Genomic DNA, 15775 nt, shown 5'->3' with positions numbered 1-15775 from the left:
TGGCGCACGAGATCTGTTGCGGTGATATCGAGGTCGCCGCCCTGCTCACCCGCGATTCGGTGCCCCTGTATGTCAAGCGGCATGAACGCCTCGCGACGGGTGCGGTGCGGATGGCGTTGATCGCCCGTGATCGGGGGTGTGCGTTTCCCGGGTGTGGACGTCCGGCCGGCCAGACTGAGGCCCATCACATTGTGGAGTGGGCCCACGGTGGGCAGACGGTGGTGGAGAACCTGGTGTTGTTGTGTCCGCGACATCATCACGGGGCGATCCACACCCAAGGGTGGAAGGTGCGCATCGGATTTGACCGTCATCCGTGGTTCCAACCACCGGACAAGACCGGGGAAACCGGTTGGATGCGTAGTCACCACCGCCGAACCCTGACTATGGCCGACACCGCCGCCGCCTGAACACCAGGCACCCCGACCCCCGTCCCGCTACCCTGCCGTCGCCTGAGTACTAACGGCCACGGTGCGAACAGAACAGAGAAACAGGCCTCGGTCGGGACCGGTCCGCCGTGCGCGACACGTGACCCGCCCCGACCACACCGCCCGACATGGGGTCCTCGCCTGCAGCCCGGGCGTTAAGCCGCTCGATAGACTCGAGACATGAGCGCGTCCATCCCCACGCCGTACGAGGACCTGCTGCGCCGCGTCATGGCCGACGGCACTCCCAAGGCTGACCGCACCGGCACTGGAACGCGCAGTGTGTTCGGAGCTCAGCTGCGCTACGACCTCAGTGAGGGCTTCCCACTCATCACGACGAAGAAGGTCCACCTGAAGTCGATCGTGTACGAACTCCTCTGGTTCCTGCGCGGCGATTCCAACGTGCGCTGGCTGCAGGACCACGGCGTGACAATCTGGGACGAGTGGGCCGACGCGAACGGTGACCTGGGCCCGGTCTACGGCGTCCAATGGCGGTCGTGGCCGACACCGTCGGGCGGCCACGTCGACCAGATCGCCGGCGCCATCGAGATGCTGAAGTGCAATCCCGACTCGCGTCGCAACATCGTCTCAGCGTGGAACGTGGGGGAGATCCCGCAGATGGCGCTGCCGCCGTGCCACGCGTTCTTCCAGTTCTACGTCGCCGACGGGAAGCTTTCGTGCCAGCTGTACCAGCGCAGCGCCGACCTTTTCCTGGGCGTCCCGTTCAACATCGCTTCGTACGCGCTGCTCACGCACATGATGGCCCAGCAGGCCGGGCTCGAAGTCGGCGACTTCATTTGGACTGGCGGCGACTGCCACGTGTACGACAACCACGTCGAACAGGTCACCGAACAACTCTCGCGCGACCCGTATCCGTACCCGACGCTGCGCTTACGGCACCGGGACTCTATCGACGCCTACGAATACGAGGATGTCGAGGTGCTCGACTACCAGTCGCACGCGGCGATCAAGGCCCCGGTAGCGGTGTGAGCGATCTGGCATGGGTCGCGATGCCGACCCGGGTCAGGCTCGTATGGGCCCAGGGCCACGACGGTGCCATCGGCCGGGACAACACGATTCCGTGGCACGTGCCCGAAGACATGGCGCGTTTCAAGGAGCTGACGATCGGCTACCCGGTGATCATGGGGCGCAAGACGTGGGACTCGCTGCCGGCACGGTTCCGCCCTCTGCCCGGCCGGGTCAACATCGTCGTCACCCGCGACGACGGCTGGTCGGCCGACGGCGCAGTCCGGGCGCGCAGCGTCGACGACGCGCTCGTACTCGCTGACGGTGAGCCGGTCTCGGTCATCGGCGGCGCCGAGATCTATCGCGCGATGATGCCGCGCGCCACCGAGTTGACGATCACCGAGATCGACGTCGACGTCGACGGGGCGGATGCATTCGCGCCACCGATCGGACCCGAATGGGAAGCCGTCGCCACAGGGGAGCACCACACGTCACGCACCGGGATCGGCTACCGGTTCGTCGACTACCGCCGCCACACCACGGCTGACGCATTGAGCTGATCGATCGCCCATTCGGCCCATTCGAGTTCCATCTGCGCTTTACGCAGACCGAACTCCAATGCGATCCGCCCATCGATAGAGATGGGGTCGCCGTTGCCGGAGATGGCCACGGCGATCTCGCGCAGCCGCTCCTGCTCGGCCCTGACTCGCTCGCAGCGTGCGGCGAAGAGCTCCCGGGCCTGGTCGACGGGTATCGAATTGAGGAAGAACACGCGCAGCAGCATGTCGGAACGCACGGGCTTGTCCACCGGGGGAGCGGCCAACCAGTCGCGCAGCGCCCGCTTCCCGTCGACGGTGATCGCGTAGTCCTTGCGTCCTCGCGGACCGAGCGCCGACACCGTGATCAGGCCCTCGTCGGCGAGTCTGTTGAGCTCGCTGTACACCTGGCTCTGCGTCGCCGGCCACGCGTTGGCCAAGGAGGAGTCGAACACCTTCAGCAACTCGTAACCGCTGGCGGGCTGGTCGTCGTCGAGCAGGCCGAGCAACGCATGCCGAAGACTCATCTCACCCCCGTCGAGCGCATCGTTGACAGTCGATAGACATGATTCTAGCCTCGACATGTCACAACTGGAATGTCTCTGGAACGAGGAGCGGCTTTGACCGTCTTGCGCGGGTTTGCACCCTGGATCATCTACGCCGTCGTATCCGGTTTCAGCGATGATGCCTGGCGGTGGGCTGCGGTCGCCGCGGTCGCTGCGGGCATCCTTCTGATTCTCGACGACCGCCGCCGCGGCGTGAAGCCCGACGCCCAGATCCTCGAGATCAGCGCGGTGGTGTTCTTCGCGGTCGTCGCGATCGTCGGGTTCGCGACCGACAGTGCGACTTTCCACAAGTACGACAGCGTGCTGTCCTTCGGCTGGCTGGCGCTCACGGCGTGGGTGTCGCTGGCGATCGGTAAGCCCTTCACCGAGGGGATCGCGAAACGCGAAGTGCCGCAGGAGTACTGGGGATCGGACAAGTTCCGCCACATCAACCGTGTTCTCACCTCGGTGTGGGCGGTGGCCTTCACGGCGACGGCGATCGTGGTCTGGGTCATCTATCGCAAGGACCTCGGCGACGTCGCCGACGGCATCGCCCAGGCTCTCGGCTTCATCCTCCCGATCAGCTTCACCAACTGGTACAAAGAGCGTCCCGACGCCGACGACGACGCCCTGCAGCAGGGTTCCTGACCTGTCACGGCCGACCGCGTGACAGAGTAGACGCGGTCAATTGGCAGGAAATTCCCTGTCCGGCAGACGACGAGGATGGGTGGCGCGTGGCGGTTTCGGCGGACGGAAAGTCCTACCAACTGGTGATGTTCGACCTTGACGACACGCTCGCCGCGTCGAAGAGCCCGCTGACCGACGAGATGGTCGACCTGATGCGCCGACTCCTCGGCGAGGCGTCGGTGTGCATCATCTCCGGCGGCAACGAGAGCCAGTTCCGCAACCAGGTGCTCGACCGCATCGGAGACTTCGACGGCTTGGCCGGGCTGCACCTCATGCCGACGTGCGGCACCCACTACATGCGCTTCACCGAAGGTGAGTGGGAGACCGTCTACAAGGATGACCTCACCGATGACCAGAAGCAGCGCGCGCTGACCGTCGTCGAAGAGGGTGCGCGGGAACTCGACCTCTGGGAGTCGGACCCGTGGGGCCCGATCCTCGAGGACCGCGGCAGCCAGATCACTTTCAGTGCACTGGGCCAGCGAGCCCCGCTTGAGGCCAAGGCGGTATGGGATCCCGACGGTCGCAAGAAGGAGGCCCTGCGGGCCTATGCGGCGCAGCGCCTACCGGACCTGGAGGTCCGCAGCGGCGGCTCGACGTCGGTCGATATCACTCGCAAGGGCATCGACAAGGCCTACGGGGCGCGCCGGCTCATGGAGATCCTGGGCCTGCAGATCGGCGACATCCTGTTCTACGGTGATCGCCTCGACGAGGGCGGCAACGACCGGCCGGTCGCCGACCTGGGCATCGACTCCGTCGCCGTGCACGGACACGAAGACACCGCGGCCCGGCTGCGCGAACTGCTGGCCTGAGCCTGAGTCAGCCGACGCGCAGCTGCGAGCGCAGCGTCGCGATCTCGGCGGGGGACAGGTGCAAGCCGTTGCGCAGGTAGCCGTCGAAGCTCCCGAACAGTTTGTCGGCCGTGGCGAACGAGGCCTGCAGCCACGCGAGGTTCACTCCCTCGAGGGTGCCAGGCGTGGCGTGGAGGAACTTGTTCGACGCCAGGTAGTCGCGGTCAACGGTGGCGCGGTCGACTCCGGCGATCGTCAGCAGCATCGCCGCCGTCCAGCCGGTCCGGTCCTTACCGGCGGTGCAGTGGAACAACACCGCGCGGCCCTGCGCGAGAGTCGCCGACACCAGGCGCAGCGTTCTGGCGAACTCGGCGCGCGCATGGGGGTCGGAGACGAACATCCGGTAGGCCGCGGGCAGGTCGAATGCGTTCGCCGCGGCTTGTCCGAAGACATTGGCGTCGTAGTGCCGTGCACCGGGGACGGGCCGGTCGGGCTGCAGGGCCCGCTCGATGTCGGTGCGCAGGTCTACCACGGTGGCCAACCCGAGGCCGGCGAGCTTGCGCTGGTCGGCGGGCGTCAGCTTCGACAGGTTGTCGCTGCGGATCACCTTCAAGTTCAGCGCGTGACCGTCGACGGTCCGGTAGGTCGCGAAGTCGCGCGTGTTCTTGGTGCCGGTGAGCTCGATGTGCCGCGGGTCGGGCTTGACCGCGGGTGCCGCCGGGGCGGGTGCTGCCGTCGCGGCCGACGGTCCGACGAGCCCTGGGACGACAAGAGCCGAAGCGAGAAGCAGGGTGGCGAGGAGTCGAGGTGGTGTCCGCATTCCCTGACGATAGACCCTAGGCTGGTGAGGTGTCCGAACTCGTTTCATTGAAGGTGCGGCTCGTCGCATCGACGCATTTCACGGCTCCCGACGTTCCGTGGACCACTGACGCCGACGGCGGTGAGGCGCTCATCGAGTTCGCGGGACGCGCCTGCTATGAGAGCTGGGACAAGCCCAATCCGCGCACCGCGACCAACGCCGGGTATTTGCGGCATGTCCTCGAGGTCGGCCACACGTCGTTGTTCGAGCACGCGACGGCGACCTTCTACATCACCGGCATCTCGCGGTCGTGCACCCACGAGCTGATCCGGCACCGGCACTTCTCGTACTCGCAACTGTCGCAGCGGTTCGTCCCCGAGCACGACTCCAGTGTCGTCGCCCCGCCGGCGATCCGCGGCGACGCCGAACTCGAGCAACTCTTCGTCGAGGCGACTGATGCGAGTCGGGCGGCCTACACCGAACTGCTCTCGCGCCTGGAGGCGAAGTTCGCCGACGTGCCCAACGCCATCCTGCGGCGCAAGCAAGCGAGGCAGGCCGCACGCGCGGTGCTGCCCAACGCGACGGAGACGCGAATCGTCGTCACCGGCAACTATCGGGCGTGGCGTCACTTCATCGGTATGCGCGCCACCGAACACGCCGACGTCGAGATCCGCCAGCTGGCCGTCGAGTGTTTGCGCCAGCTCACCGAGCTCGCGCCGACGGTGTTCGGAGACTTCGAGATATCGGCCCTTCCCGACGGCAGCGAGGTGGCCACCTCGCCGTACGTCCTGGAGGGCTGAACGGGTAGCCTTACAGGCTATGAGCGCAGGTGATTTCGGCACGATCGGCGTGGCCATGGTGACCCCGTTCGCCCCCGACGGTTCACTCGACCTGGACAAGGCGGCAGAGTTGGGCGTGCACCTCGCCGACAAGGGCGTCGACTGCCTGGTCCTGGCAGGTACGACCGGTGAGTCGCCGACGACCCAGCCGGCCGAGAAGCTCGAGGTCTTCGGTGCGGTGCGCGATGCGGTGGGCGGGCGCGTCAAGCTGGTCGCCGGCGTCGGCACCTACGACACCGCCGAGAGCGTCGAGTTCGCCCAAGACGCCCAGAAGGCGGGCGCGGACGGACTCCTCGTCGTCACGCCGTACTACTCCAAGCCGCCGCAGGCGGGCCTGTTGGCGCACTTCACCGCCGTCGCCGACGGCACCGACCTGCCGGTGATGGTCTACGACATCCCGCCGCGCTCGGTGGTGGACGTCGCCGACGAGACGATGCTCCGCCTCGCCGAGCACCCCAACATCGTCGCGGTCAAGGATGCGAAGGGCGACCTGACGGCCGGGGCGGAGATGATCGCCGCCACCGGCCTGGACTACTACTCCGGTGATGACGGGCTGAACCTGCCGTGGTTCGCCGTCGGCGCGGTCGGCTGTGTCAGTGTCATCGGTCACCTGGTGGCCGACCGACTGCGCGACATGCATCTCGCCGTCGGCAACGGCGACCTGGACAAGGCCCGCGACCTCAACCTCTCGATGGTCCCGCTGTACCGCGCGATGGGCCGACTGGGCGGCGTGACCATGGTGAAGGCGTCGCTGCGCATCCTCGGTCTCGACGTCGGCGATCCGCGCCTGCCGCAGGTATCCGCCGACGGACCGCAGATCGAGGCGCTGCTCGTCGACCTGCGCGAAGCCGGGCTCGTATGACCGACCAGCCGACCGAGCGCCGCCGACGTCGCAGCGCCAGCCGTCAGGCCGGTCCTCCTGCCGCACCGCCGGTACCGACGCCCGAGGTCGTCGAGGTCCCAGTCGAGGTGGCCGTGCTCGAGGAGTCCCGTACCGCAGCCGAGCCGTCGGGCGCGTCGGAAGCGTCGAAACGCCGCAAGAACAAGAACAACAAGAACAAGAAGAAGGGGTCGTCGAGTTCGTCCTCGTCCTCGGCTGTGGCGCTGCCCGTCGATCGGCTGGGTCCGCCTCCGAAGCTCCCCCGCGGCGGCTTGCGGGTCGTCGCCCTGGGTGGCATCGGCGAGATCGGCCGCAATATGACGGTCTTCGAGTACGACGGTCAGCTGCTCATCGTCGACTGCGGCGTGCTGTTCCCCGAAGATGCCCAGCCCGGCGTCGATCTGATCCTCCCGGACTTCCGCTACATCGAGGACCGGATGGACGACGTGGCGGCCGTCATCCTCACCCACGGCCACGAGGACCACATCGGCGCGGTCCCGTTCCTGCTGCGCCTGCGCGGCGACATCCCGGTCGTGGGATCGCGATTCACCCTGGCGTTGGTGGAGGCGAAGTGCCGGGAGCACCGGCAGCGGCCCAAGCTCATGGAGGTGACCGAGGGTCAGCACACGAAGCACGGGCCCTTCGTCTGCGAGTACTTCGCGGTCAACCACTCGATTCCCGACGCGATCGCCGTCGCGATCCAGACGCCCGCGGGTCTGGCGCTGCACACCGGCGACATCAAGCTCGACCAACTGCCGCTCGACGGTCGCCTGACCGACCTCGCCGGGTTCAGCCGCCTCGGTGACGAAGGCGTCGACCTCTTCCTCGTCGACTCCACCAACGCCGAGGTCCCCGGCTTCGTGACGCCCGAGCGCGAGATCGGCGTCGTCCTCGACCAGGTGATCGGGCAGGCGCGCCAGCGTGTCATCGTCGCGTCGTTCGCCAGCCACGTGCACCGGATCCAACAGATCGTCGACGTCGCACACGCCCACAATCGCCGCGTCTGCTTCGTCGGCCGGTCGATGATCCGCAACATGCAGATCGCCCAGGATCTGGGCTACCTGTCGGTGCCCGACGGCGTGATCGTCGACATCGACACTGCGGCTTCGCTGCCCGACGACCGGCTGGTGCTCATCTCCACCGGGTCGCAGGGCGAGCCGCTTTCGGCGCTGTCACGGATGGCGCGCGGCGAGCACCGGCAGATCAACATCCGTGCCAACGACCTGGTGGTCCTCGCGTCGTCGCTGATCCCGGGCAACGAGAACTCGGTGTTCGCCGTCGTCAACGGTCTGGTTCGGCGCGGGGCGAAGGTCATCACGCAGCAGAGTGCGAAGGTGCACGTCTCCGGCCATGCCTCGGCCGGCGAGTTGCTCTACCTCTACAACGCGGTGCGCCCGACCAACGCGATGCCCGTCCACGGCGAGTGGCGGCACCTGCGCGCGAATGCGGCGCTCGCCGAGGCAACGGGCGTCGATCCGGAGCGGATCGTGCTCGCCGAGGACGGTGTCGTCGTCGACCTGGTCGACGGGTTGGCGAGCATCGTCGGGCGGGTTCCCGTCGGGCACGTCTACGTCGACGGGCTGTCGGTCGGCGACGTGGGCGAGTCGACGCTCTCGGAGCGCCTCGTCCTGGGGGAGGGCGGGTTCATCGCCATTACCGTCGCCGTTGATGCGACCACCGGCAAGCCGGTCTCCACGGCCGAGGTGTCCGGCCGCGGCTTCTCCGACGACCCCGATGCCCTCAAGGAGGCCGCGGACGTCGTCGACAAGGCCTTCGACATGCTCGCCGACGAGGGGGTCACCGACGCCCACGCGATCGCGCAGTCGATCCGTCGCGTCGTCGGCCGCTGGGTCGCCGAGAAGTACCGCCGTCGGCCGATGATCGTGCCGACGGTCCTCGAAGTCGAATAGCCGACGAAGTCACAAATCTGACACAGCTCGCCAGTTACCCGTGTTACGGGTGTGATTGGTGTGACTGGGAACGTTAAGCTTCCTCTCATGGCTTCGAAAGCACCCAGTCGGTCGACCACGCGTTCGTCCAGCAAGGCGCCGTCCCGCGCCACTGCGTCCGGTAAAGCCCCTGCTCGTAAGCCGCAGGCCCGTAAGGCACCGGCACGCAAGGCGCCCTCCCGGGGCACCGGAACCCGCCGTCCCGCGGCAAACACCCGCGCCGCGAATGCCTCGCGCGATCTGCATCGCCCGACCGCGGGCGCGCGGGTCGGCAGCGGTATCGCCGCGGTGTGGGGTCTCGCGGCCCGCGGCGTGGGCTCGGTGGCTCGCATCGGCAGCTCGTACGAGGCCGTCGACGATCCCGATGTGTACGGTGAGCAGCCGCAAGCGAAGCCGGATCGCCGTCGCGATTCGATCGCCCTGATCCTGCTGGTCGCGGCTGCCGCACTCGTGGCGTTCGTCTGGTTCGAAGCCGCCGAACCGATCGGGCCGTTCATCCACACGTTGGTCGGCGCGGCCATCGGTATCGGGGCCTACGTCGTGCCGGTGTTGTTGTTCGCCGCGGCGATGGTCCTCATGCGCACCCCGGCTGACGCCGTGCGCCGCCCCCGGATCGCCGTGGGCGCACTCTTCGTGGTGCTCGCGGTTCTCGGCCTGATCCACCTGCTCGCCGGGCAGCCCGTCGACTTGGACGGCCGCACTCGGGCCGCCGGCTTCCTCGGCTACGTCGTCGGAACGCCCCTGGCCAGCGGTATCAGCGTGTGGCTCACGGTCCCGGCGCTGGTGCTGATCGGCATCGGCGGCGCAATCATGATGAGCCGTCGCTCGGCACGCGAAATCGTCGACGGTGTGCGCGGTTACCTCGGACTGGGTACCGATGTCGGCCAGTACGGAGTCGTTGGTGCCGATGACTTCGCCGACGACGAGTACGAGGACTACGACGAGTACGACGAGTACGAGGAGTACGACGACAACGGTGGCGCCGACGACTACGCCTACGACGACTACGACTCCGAGACGCCCGTGGCCGTCCCGGCACCGTGGGACGACGAGGTCGTCGACGATGAGTTGGAGGTGCCCCGGTGGACGCCGCCGCGACGTGCGCCGACACCGCACGACAACTACCCGCTCGACGATCAGCCGACGATGCCGATCGCCGACGAGATCACCCAGCCGATCGGAGCCATTCCTGCGCCGCCGATGACCAGTGGGCCGAGCGCGGCGCCCACGCGGCCCGCACCGCGCCAACGCGCCTACCGGCTGCCACCGGCGAAGCTGCTCATCGACGGCGACCCGCCCAAGCGGGGCAGCCGGGCCAACGACGAGATGATCGACCGGATCACCGGCGTGCTGGAACAGTTCAAGATCGACGCGACGGTGACCGGGTACACCCGCGGTCCGACGGTGACGCGCTACGAGGTCGAACTCGGCCTGGGCGTGAAGGTCGAGAAGATCACCGCGCTGCAGCGCAACATCGCCTACGCTGCGGCCACCGACAACGTGCGGCTGTTGGCCCCGATCCCGGGCAAGTCCGCCGTGGGCATCGAGGTGCCCAACGCCGACCGTGAGATGGTCCGCCTGGCCGACGTCCTCAAGGCGCCGAGCACGCGCAAGGACAAGAACCCGCTGGTCATCGGCCTGGGCAAGGACATCGAAGGTGACTTCGTCACCGCCGACCTGACGAAGATGCCGCACCTGCTGGTGGCCGGTTCCACCGGCTCGGGCAAGTCCAGCTTCGTCAACTCGATGCTGGTGTCGCTGTTGGCGCGGGCGACGCCGGAGGACGTGCGGCTGATCCTCATCGACCCGAAGATGGTCGAGCTCACGCCGTACGAGGGCATCCCGCACCTGCTCACCGAGATCATCACCCAACCGAAGAAGGCCGCGGCAGCGCTGGCCTGGTTGGTGGAGGAGATGGAGCAGCGCTACCAGGACATGAAGGCCAGCCGCGTGCGCCACGTCGACGACTTCAACGCCAAGGTCCGATCCGGTGCAATCACGACCCCGCCGGGCAGCGAGCGCGTGTACAAGCCGTACCCGTACATCGTCGCCATCGTCGACGAGTTGGCGGACCTGATGATGACCGCCCCCCGCGACGTCGAGGATGCCATCGTCCGCATCACGCAGAAGGCGCGCGCCGCGGGCATCCACCTGGTGCTCGCGACTCAGCGCCCCTCGGTTGACGTCGTCACCGGCCTGATCAAGACAAACGTGCCGTCGCGGCTGGCATTCGCCACCTCGTCGCTGACCGACTCGCGCGTCATCCTCGACCAGCCGGGCGCGGAGAAGCTCATCGGCATGGGCGACGGACTGTTCCTGCCGATGGGCGCCAGCAAGCCCGTCCGCCTGCAGGGTGCATACATCACCGACGAGGAGATCAGCGCCGTCGTCGAATTCACCAAGAACCAGGCGCAGCCCGAGTTCATCGAGGGCATCACCGAGGCGAAGGCCGGCGACAAGAAGGAGATCGACGCTGACATCGGCGGCGACCTCGACGACTTGTTGGCCGCCATCGAACTGGTCGTCAGCAGCCAGTTCGGCTCCACGTCGATGCTTCAGCGCAAGCTGCGCGTCGGGTTCGCCAAGGCCGGCCGCTTGATGGACCTGATGGAGACGCGCGGCATCGTCGGACCGTCGGAGGGGTCGAAGGCCCGCGAGGTCCTGGTCAAGCCCGAGGACCTGGCTGGTGTGATCGCCTCCATCGGGCCGGGTGAGTGAGGCCGGTAGAATCGGTGCGAAACGGGCACTGAGCGCTGAGGAGGAGTAGCCCTGGATATCTCGCTACTCACCTGGGTTCTCACCTGCGCGGTGATCCTGGGCCTGTTCGTCTTCGACTTTTTCGCCCACGTGCGCGTGCCGCACGAGCCCACGCTGCGCGAATCGGGCTTCTGGTCGACGGTCTACATCGCAATCGCCGTCGTGTTCGGGTGTTTCGTGTGGTGGCGTTGGGGCGGCACGTTCGCCGGCGAGTACTTCGCCGGTTACGTCACGGAGAAGGCGCTGTCGGTCGACAACCTCTTCGTCTTCGTCGTCATCATGGCGAAGTTCGCCGTACCCCGCGTCTACCAGCAGAAAGTGCTGCTGCTCGGCATCGTGATGGCACTGGTCATGCGCGGTGTCTTCATCGCCGCCGGTGCCGCGGCGATCGCCCGCTACAGCTGGGTGTTCTACCTCTTCGGCGTAATCCTGATCCTGACGGCGATCAACATGCTGCGCGAGAGTGACGAGCCGGCCAAGGAGGGCCGCATCGAACGGTTCGCCAAGCGGCATCTGCGCACGTCGGAGGACTACGACGGGGACAAGCTGTTCACCCGCGTCGACGGCCGGCGCATGGCGACCCCGCTGCTGCTGGTGTTGATCGTCATCGGGTTCACCGACCTGCTGTTCGCCTTCGACTCGATCCCGGCGATCTACGGCCTCACCCAGGAGCCGTATCTGGTGTTCGCGGCGAACGCGTTTGCGCTGATGGGCCTGCGACAGCTCTTCTTCTTGATCGGCGGACTGCTCGACAAGCTGGTGTTCCTCTCGTACGGGCTGTCGTTCATCTTGGCGTTCATCGGTGTGAAGCTCGTCCTGCACGCGTTGCACGAGAACTCGCTCGGGTTCATCAACGGGGGCGAGCACGTCTCGGTGCCCGAGATCTCGACGGGGCTGTCGCTGGCCGTCATCGGGGTGACGCTGGTCGTCACGACCGTCGCGAGCCTGGTGCATTCTTCGTATCGGTCCCGCACGCGATGACCTGCGCGTATTCTCGGCAGCCAGGCTGAGTAGGCCAGGCTGTCGGGCGCGCGGGGAGGTCGGCCATGGGTACTCGATCATCTGAATGCGTTGTTGCCCGATCGTCAGTTATAGCGTTCTGTCCGACGTCAGCCCTCTGGGGCCGAACTTGCGACAAGGCCTCGCGGCCGGATTGCCGTTCGCCAAGATCCTCCGGGCGGCCCGGCGGTTGTAGCGATCGCTTAGCGGGCGGGCCGGTCGTGGCTCTCGTCGAGGATCGCCAGCATGCGCGAATTGCCCAGGGTGTTCGGCTTCACGTAGGACAGGTCGAGGAACTCGGCGACACCGGTGTCATAGGAGCGGCACATCTCCTCATACACCTCGCGGGTGACCGGCGTGCCCTCGATCTCGACGAAGCCGTGGCGGCCGAAGAACGCGGTCTCGAAGGTCAACACGAAGACCCGGCTCAGTTCGAGCAGTCGTGCCTGCGCCATCAGTCGGGCCACGACGAGGTGGCCGATTCCGCGCCCGGCGTGTGCCGGATCGACGGCGACGGTGCGGACCTCGCCGAGGTCGTCCCACAGCACGTGCAGGGCGCCGCAGCCGACGACGGCGCCACCCTCGTCGTCGGGGAGCTGTGCTACCCAGAACTCCTGTACGGCCTCGTAGAGGGTGACGAGATTCTTCTCCAGCAGGATCTTGCCCGCGTACACGTCGATCAGTTCTTTGATGCGCGGCACATCCGATGTCCGGGCGGGCCGGATCACCGGTGCAGACAAATCGGAAGCGGGGGTCATGGGAGAACAGCGTAGCCTCTGCGGTGGCCGTGGGCGGGGCAGCTAGTCTGAGTCCGTGGAGACTCGCGAAGACGACTCGGCGGCGCGCCAGGATGCCCCTGCCGCCGTGCCCGCGCCACCGTCGGTGTGGAACCTCGCCAACGCGCTGACCGTCGTCCGACTGCTGCTGGTCCCGGTTTTCGTCGTCGTCCTGTTCGTCGACGATGGTGACTCCGCGCCGTGGCGGTGGGCGGCATTCGCCGTGTTCGTCATCGCGGCAGTCACCGATCAGCTCGACGGTCGGATCGCGCGGAAGTACGGGCTGGTCACCGACTTCGGCAAGATCGCCGACCCGATCGCTGACAAGGCGCTGATCGGCGCCGCGCTGATCGGCTTGTCGATCCTGGGGGGCCTGTCGTGGTGGGTCACCGCGATCATCATCGTGCGCGAGGTCGGCGTGACCCTCTTGCGGTTCTGGGTGCTGCGTCACGGCGTCATCCCGGCCAGTCGCGGCGGGAAGCTGAAGACATTGCTCCAGGCGGTGGCGATCGGGCTGTACCTGATCCCGCTGCCGGACCCGTGGCAGTGGGCCGCCCACATCGTGATGGCCGCTGCTGTGGTCGTCACGGTCGTCACCGGCGTCGAGTACGTCTACCAGGCTCTGGCACTGCGGCGCCGGGCGGCCGAGTAGATGACGGATCCGCTCGTCGCCGACTCGGCGGCACAGGCGCTCGTCGATGCGCTGCGCGAGGGTGGCCAGACCGTCGCCACTGCCGAATCCCTGACCGCCGGTCTGCTGTCCGCCACGATCGCCGGCGTGCCCGGTGCGAGCACGGTCCTGCGGGGCGGCGTCGTGGTCTACGCGACCGACCTGAAGTCGACGCTGGGAGGTGTCGACCCCGACGCCCTCGCCACCGACGGGCCGGTCGCGGCGCGGACGGCGCGGGCCCTGGCTCTGGCCGTCGCGCGGAATGCCGACGCCGATTGGGGTGTTTCACTGACAGGTGTCGCCGGTCCGGACCCGCAGGACGGGCATGCGCCGGGGACGGTGTTCTGCGGCATTGCCCGCCGACGGTCCCTGGCCGACGAAACCGTCGCGCAGGCCTGGCAGCTGAGCGGCACCCGATGGGAAATTCGACTAACCTCGGCGAGGCGGGCACTGCAGGAATTGTTGACGATGGTGCACGCGGACCGCGTGACGAAGGAGGCGTGATGGCAGAGCAAGGCGTGCTACTGCGGGAGGCGCTCGGCTCGGGTCTGCGTCAGGCCCGGACCGAGCAGCGCCGCACGCTCCGTGAGATCTCCACGGCCGCCAGGGTCTCCCTGGGCTACCTGTCGGAGGTCGAACGCGGGCAGAAAGAGGCGTCGAGTGAGCTCCTCGCCGCTATCTGCGATGCCCTCGACATCGAGCTCGCCGACCTGCTCATCGATGCGGGAACGGCCCTGCGCGGCGTGGCACCGGTTGTCGTGGCCGCCGCGCCGCGTGCACATTCCGACCGGCTCGCTGCCGCTTAGGCGCGCGGCACGTTAGATTTGAGTCATTCCCGCACGCGGACGACCGCGCGGCGCACCCCGAGACGAAAGAGTACGAAGAGATGGCCAACCCGTTCGTGAAGCTGTGGAACTACATGAAGGCTTGGGGCAACGCCACGATCGACGACAAGGCTGATCCCAAGATCCAGATCCAGCAGGCGATCGAGGATGCGCAGCGCCAGCACCAGGCGTTGTCGCAGCAGGCCGCCGCCGTGATCGGCAACCAGCGCCAGCTGGAGATGAAGCTCAACCGTCAGCTCGAGGATGTCGAGCGCCTGCAGTCCAACGTGCGCCAGGCCCTGACCCTCGCCGACCAGGCGACCGCCGCCGGCGACACTCCCAAGGCCACCGAATACACCAATGCCGCCGAGGCGTTCGCCGCCCAGCTGGTCACCGCCGAGCAGTCGGTGGAGGACCTCAAGACGCTGCACGACCAGTCGCTGCACTCGGCGGCTGAGGCCAAGACCGCGGTCGAGCGCAACGCGATGATGCTGCAGCAGAAGCTCGCCGAGCGCTCCAAGCTGCTCACGCAGCTGGAGCAGGCGAAGATGCAGGAGCAGGTCAGCGCCTCGCTGCAGCAGATGAGCGAGCTGAGCGTGCCCGGCAACACCCCGAGCCTCGACCAGGTCCGGGAGAAGATCGAGCAGCGCTACGCCAATGCGCTGGGCTCGGCCGAACTCGCACGCAACTCCGTTTCGGGCCGGATGGCCGAGGTGGAGGCGTCGAGCACCAAGCTCGCCGGCCATGCCCGCCTCGAGCAGATCCGGGCCAGCATGGGCGAGCTGCCCAAGGGCGAGTCGACGACCTCGCCGTCGTTGGAGAAGAAGAAGCCGCAGGCCGATCCCGCGCAGGACTGACCAGTCCGTGCGGGTGGCCCTCGTGGCCGGCGATGAAGCCGGCCACGCCTTTCCGGTGTTCGCCTTGGCAACCCGACTCGTCGACGCCGGTCACACGGCAACCGTCTTCACGGGGAAGCGGTGGTCCGACGCCGATCTGGGTTCGGTGGCGTTCGCGGAGCTCCCGGGACTGGCGGCTGTTGCCGACGACGATGACGGCGACGCCGGCGCCAAGCTGAGCACCCGCGCGGCGCGGATGGCCGTCTTGCTGGAACCCGAGCTGTCCGGCAGGTTTGACGCGGTAGTCGGCGACGTCATCACCCTGGCCGGTGCATGGGGCGCGGAGCTCGCCGGTATCCCGTGGTTCGAACTCTCCCCGCACCCGCTCTACGACCAGTCCCGCGGCCTACCGCCGATCGGCATGGGCCTGCCCGCCGGGAGCGGTGTGCTCGGCCGACTGCGCGACCGGGCGCTGCGCGCGATGAGCGCACGCGCCGTCTCC

At 67.6% G+C, this 15775-nt stretch carries 17 protein-coding genes and 1 pseudogene; 15 read left to right on the top strand and 3 right to left on the bottom strand.

The genetic code is table 11. The annotated features are described in order from the left end of the window. The 3 genes from B4L26_RS18380 to B4L26_RS18370 form a co-directional block, all read left to right on the top strand. The coding region (locus tag B4L26_RS18380; protein ID WP_290721283.1) for an HNH endonuclease signature motif containing protein at positions 1-407 on the top strand (407 nt) is incomplete at its 5' end. 198 nt (positions 408-605) lie between these two features. Continuing rightward, positions 606-1412 (top strand): thymidylate synthase, encoded by an 807-nt coding sequence (locus tag B4L26_RS18375; RefSeq protein WP_290721281.1) that lies wholly within the window; start codon positions 606-608, stop codon positions 1410-1412. Positions 1413-1432: 20 nt separating this feature from the next. Next, positions 1433-1948, top strand: coding sequence for a dihydrofolate reductase (locus B4L26_RS18370; RefSeq protein ID WP_290721287.1), 516 nt, complete (start codon positions 1433-1435; stop codon positions 1946-1948). On the opposite strand, the gene B4L26_RS18365 is transcribed toward B4L26_RS18370, so the two are convergent. Beyond that, positions 1912-2451, bottom strand: a complete 540-nt coding sequence (locus B4L26_RS18365) for a PadR family transcriptional regulator (RefSeq protein ID WP_290721278.1) — start codon at positions 2449-2451, stop codon at positions 1912-1914. The genes B4L26_RS18370 and B4L26_RS18365 overlap by 37 nt on opposite strands. Before the next feature lie 93 nt (positions 2452-2544). On the opposite strand from B4L26_RS18365, the gene B4L26_RS18360 reads away from it, so the two are divergent. Both B4L26_RS18360 and B4L26_RS18355 read left to right on the top strand, forming a co-directional pair. Further along, positions 2545-3117 carry a hypothetical protein gene (locus B4L26_RS18360; protein ID WP_290721276.1) on the top strand — a complete coding sequence of 191 codons (573 nt, stop codon included), beginning with the start codon at positions 2545-2547 and terminating at the stop codon, positions 3115-3117. Positions 3118-3203: 86 nt separating this feature from the next. Further along, positions 3204-3965, top strand: coding sequence for an HAD-IIB family hydrolase (locus tag B4L26_RS18355; RefSeq protein WP_290721275.1), 762 nt, complete (start codon positions 3204-3206; stop codon positions 3963-3965). A 7-nt stretch (positions 3966-3972) separates the two neighbouring features. Here the strand turns inward: B4L26_RS18355 and B4L26_RS18350 are convergent, their stop codons facing one another. Continuing rightward, positions 3973-4764 carry a tyrosine-protein phosphatase gene (locus B4L26_RS18350; protein ID WP_290721273.1) on the bottom strand — a complete coding sequence of 264 codons (792 nt, stop codon included), beginning with the start codon at positions 4762-4764 and terminating at the stop codon, positions 3973-3975. A gap of 29 nt (positions 4765-4793) precedes the next feature. Between B4L26_RS18350 and thyX the strand changes: the two genes are divergently transcribed. From thyX to B4L26_RS18325, 5 genes are all read left to right on the top strand, one after another. Then, positions 4794-5543 (top strand): FAD-dependent thymidylate synthase, encoded by a 750-nt coding sequence (thyX, locus tag B4L26_RS18345; RefSeq protein ID WP_290721270.1) that lies wholly within the window; start codon positions 4794-4796, stop codon positions 5541-5543. 19 nt (positions 5544-5562) lie between these two features. Beyond that, positions 5563-6444 (top strand): 4-hydroxy-tetrahydrodipicolinate synthase, encoded by an 882-nt coding sequence (dapA, locus tag B4L26_RS18340; RefSeq protein WP_290721267.1) that lies wholly within the window; start codon positions 5563-5565, stop codon positions 6442-6444. Next, on the top strand, positions 6441-8372 hold the full coding sequence (locus B4L26_RS18335; RefSeq protein WP_290721265.1) for a ribonuclease J: 1932 nt from the start codon (positions 6441-6443) through the stop codon (positions 8370-8372). Before dapA ends, B4L26_RS18335 begins: the two co-directional genes overlap by 4 nt. Positions 8373-8459: 87 nt before the next feature. Next, positions 8460-11129: an FtsK/SpoIIIE family DNA translocase gene (locus B4L26_RS18330; RefSeq protein ID WP_290721263.1), complete on the top strand. Its 2670-nt coding sequence runs from the start codon at positions 8460-8462 to the stop codon at positions 11127-11129. Positions 11130-11180: 51 nt separating this feature from the next. Beyond that, entirely contained in the window at positions 11181-12149 is a 969-nt protein-coding gene (locus B4L26_RS18325) for a TerC family protein (protein ID WP_290721285.1), read from the top strand. A 221-nt stretch (positions 12150-12370) separates the two neighbouring features. Here B4L26_RS18325 and B4L26_RS18320 read toward each other — a convergent pair whose 3' ends face one another. After that, positions 12371-12925 carry an amino-acid N-acetyltransferase gene (locus B4L26_RS18320; RefSeq protein ID WP_290721260.1) on the bottom strand — a complete coding sequence of 185 codons (555 nt, stop codon included), beginning with the start codon at positions 12923-12925 and terminating at the stop codon, positions 12371-12373. Between the two features lie 55 nt (positions 12926-12980). Here B4L26_RS18320 and pgsA point away from each other — a divergent pair, with 55 nt between their 5' ends. The 5 genes and pseudogenes from pgsA to B4L26_RS18295 form a co-directional block, all read left to right on the top strand. Beyond that, positions 12981-13595 carry a CDP-diacylglycerol--glycerol-3-phosphate 3-phosphatidyltransferase gene (gene pgsA / locus B4L26_RS18315; RefSeq protein WP_409563434.1) on the top strand — a complete coding sequence of 205 codons (615 nt, stop codon included), beginning with the start codon at positions 12981-12983 and terminating at the stop codon, positions 13593-13595. Next, positions 13596-14117, top strand: a complete 522-nt coding sequence (locus B4L26_RS18310; RefSeq protein ID WP_290721258.1) for a CinA family protein — start codon at positions 13596-13598, stop codon at positions 14115-14117. Further along, positions 14117-14419: a helix-turn-helix domain-containing protein gene (locus B4L26_RS18305; RefSeq protein WP_290721256.1), complete on the top strand. Its 303-nt coding sequence runs from the start codon at positions 14117-14119 to the stop codon at positions 14417-14419. The genes B4L26_RS18310 and B4L26_RS18305 overlap by 1 nt, the downstream gene beginning before the upstream one ends. Before the next feature lie 80 nt (positions 14420-14499). Beyond that, positions 14500-15294 (top strand): PspA/IM30 family protein, encoded by a 795-nt coding sequence (locus tag B4L26_RS18300; RefSeq protein WP_290721255.1) that lies wholly within the window; start codon positions 14500-14502, stop codon positions 15292-15294. Positions 15295-15316: 22 nt separating this feature from the next. After that, a pseudogene (locus B4L26_RS18295) lies at positions 15317-15775 on the top strand (glycosyl transferase); the annotation flags it as partial.

It is taken from the genome of Gordonia sp. UBA7599, from assembly GCA_002477755.1.
Taxonomy (GTDB): Bacteria; Actinomycetota; Actinomycetes; order Mycobacteriales; family Mycobacteriaceae; genus Gordonia.
This window is presented reverse-complemented; position numbering and strand designations above follow the sequence as displayed.

Coding starts and splice junctions, on each gene's coding strand:
- B4L26_RS18375 (WP_290721281.1), top strand. CDS start 606: ATGAGCGCGTCCATCCCCACGCCGTACGAGGACCTGCTGCGCCGCGTC.
- B4L26_RS18370 (WP_290721287.1), top strand. CDS start 1,433: ATGCCGACCCGGGTCAGGCTCGTATGGGCCCAGGGCCACGACGGTGCC.
- B4L26_RS18365 (WP_290721278.1), bottom strand. CDS start 2,451: ATGAGTCTTCGGCATGCGTTGCTCGGCCTGCTCGACGACGACCAGCCC.
- B4L26_RS18350 (WP_290721273.1), bottom strand. CDS start 4,764: ATGCGGACACCACCTCGACTCCTCGCCACCCTGCTTCTCGCTTCGGCT.
- dapA (WP_290721267.1), top strand. CDS start 5,563: ATGAGCGCAGGTGATTTCGGCACGATCGGCGTGGCCATGGTGACCCCG.
- B4L26_RS18335 (WP_290721265.1), top strand. CDS start 6,441: ATGACCGACCAGCCGACCGAGCGCCGCCGACGTCGCAGCGCCAGCCGT.
- B4L26_RS18330 (WP_290721263.1), top strand. CDS start 8,460: ATGGCTTCGAAAGCACCCAGTCGGTCGACCACGCGTTCGTCCAGCAAG.
- B4L26_RS18320 (WP_290721260.1), bottom strand. CDS start 12,925: ATGACCCCCGCTTCCGATTTGTCTGCACCGGTGATCCGGCCCGCCCGG.
- B4L26_RS18310 (WP_290721258.1), top strand. CDS start 13,596: ATGACGGATCCGCTCGTCGCCGACTCGGCGGCACAGGCGCTCGTCGAT.
- B4L26_RS18305 (WP_290721256.1), top strand. CDS start 14,117: ATGGCAGAGCAAGGCGTGCTACTGCGGGAGGCGCTCGGCTCGGGTCTG.
- B4L26_RS18300 (WP_290721255.1), top strand. CDS start 14,500: ATGGCCAACCCGTTCGTGAAGCTGTGGAACTACATGAAGGCTTGGGGC.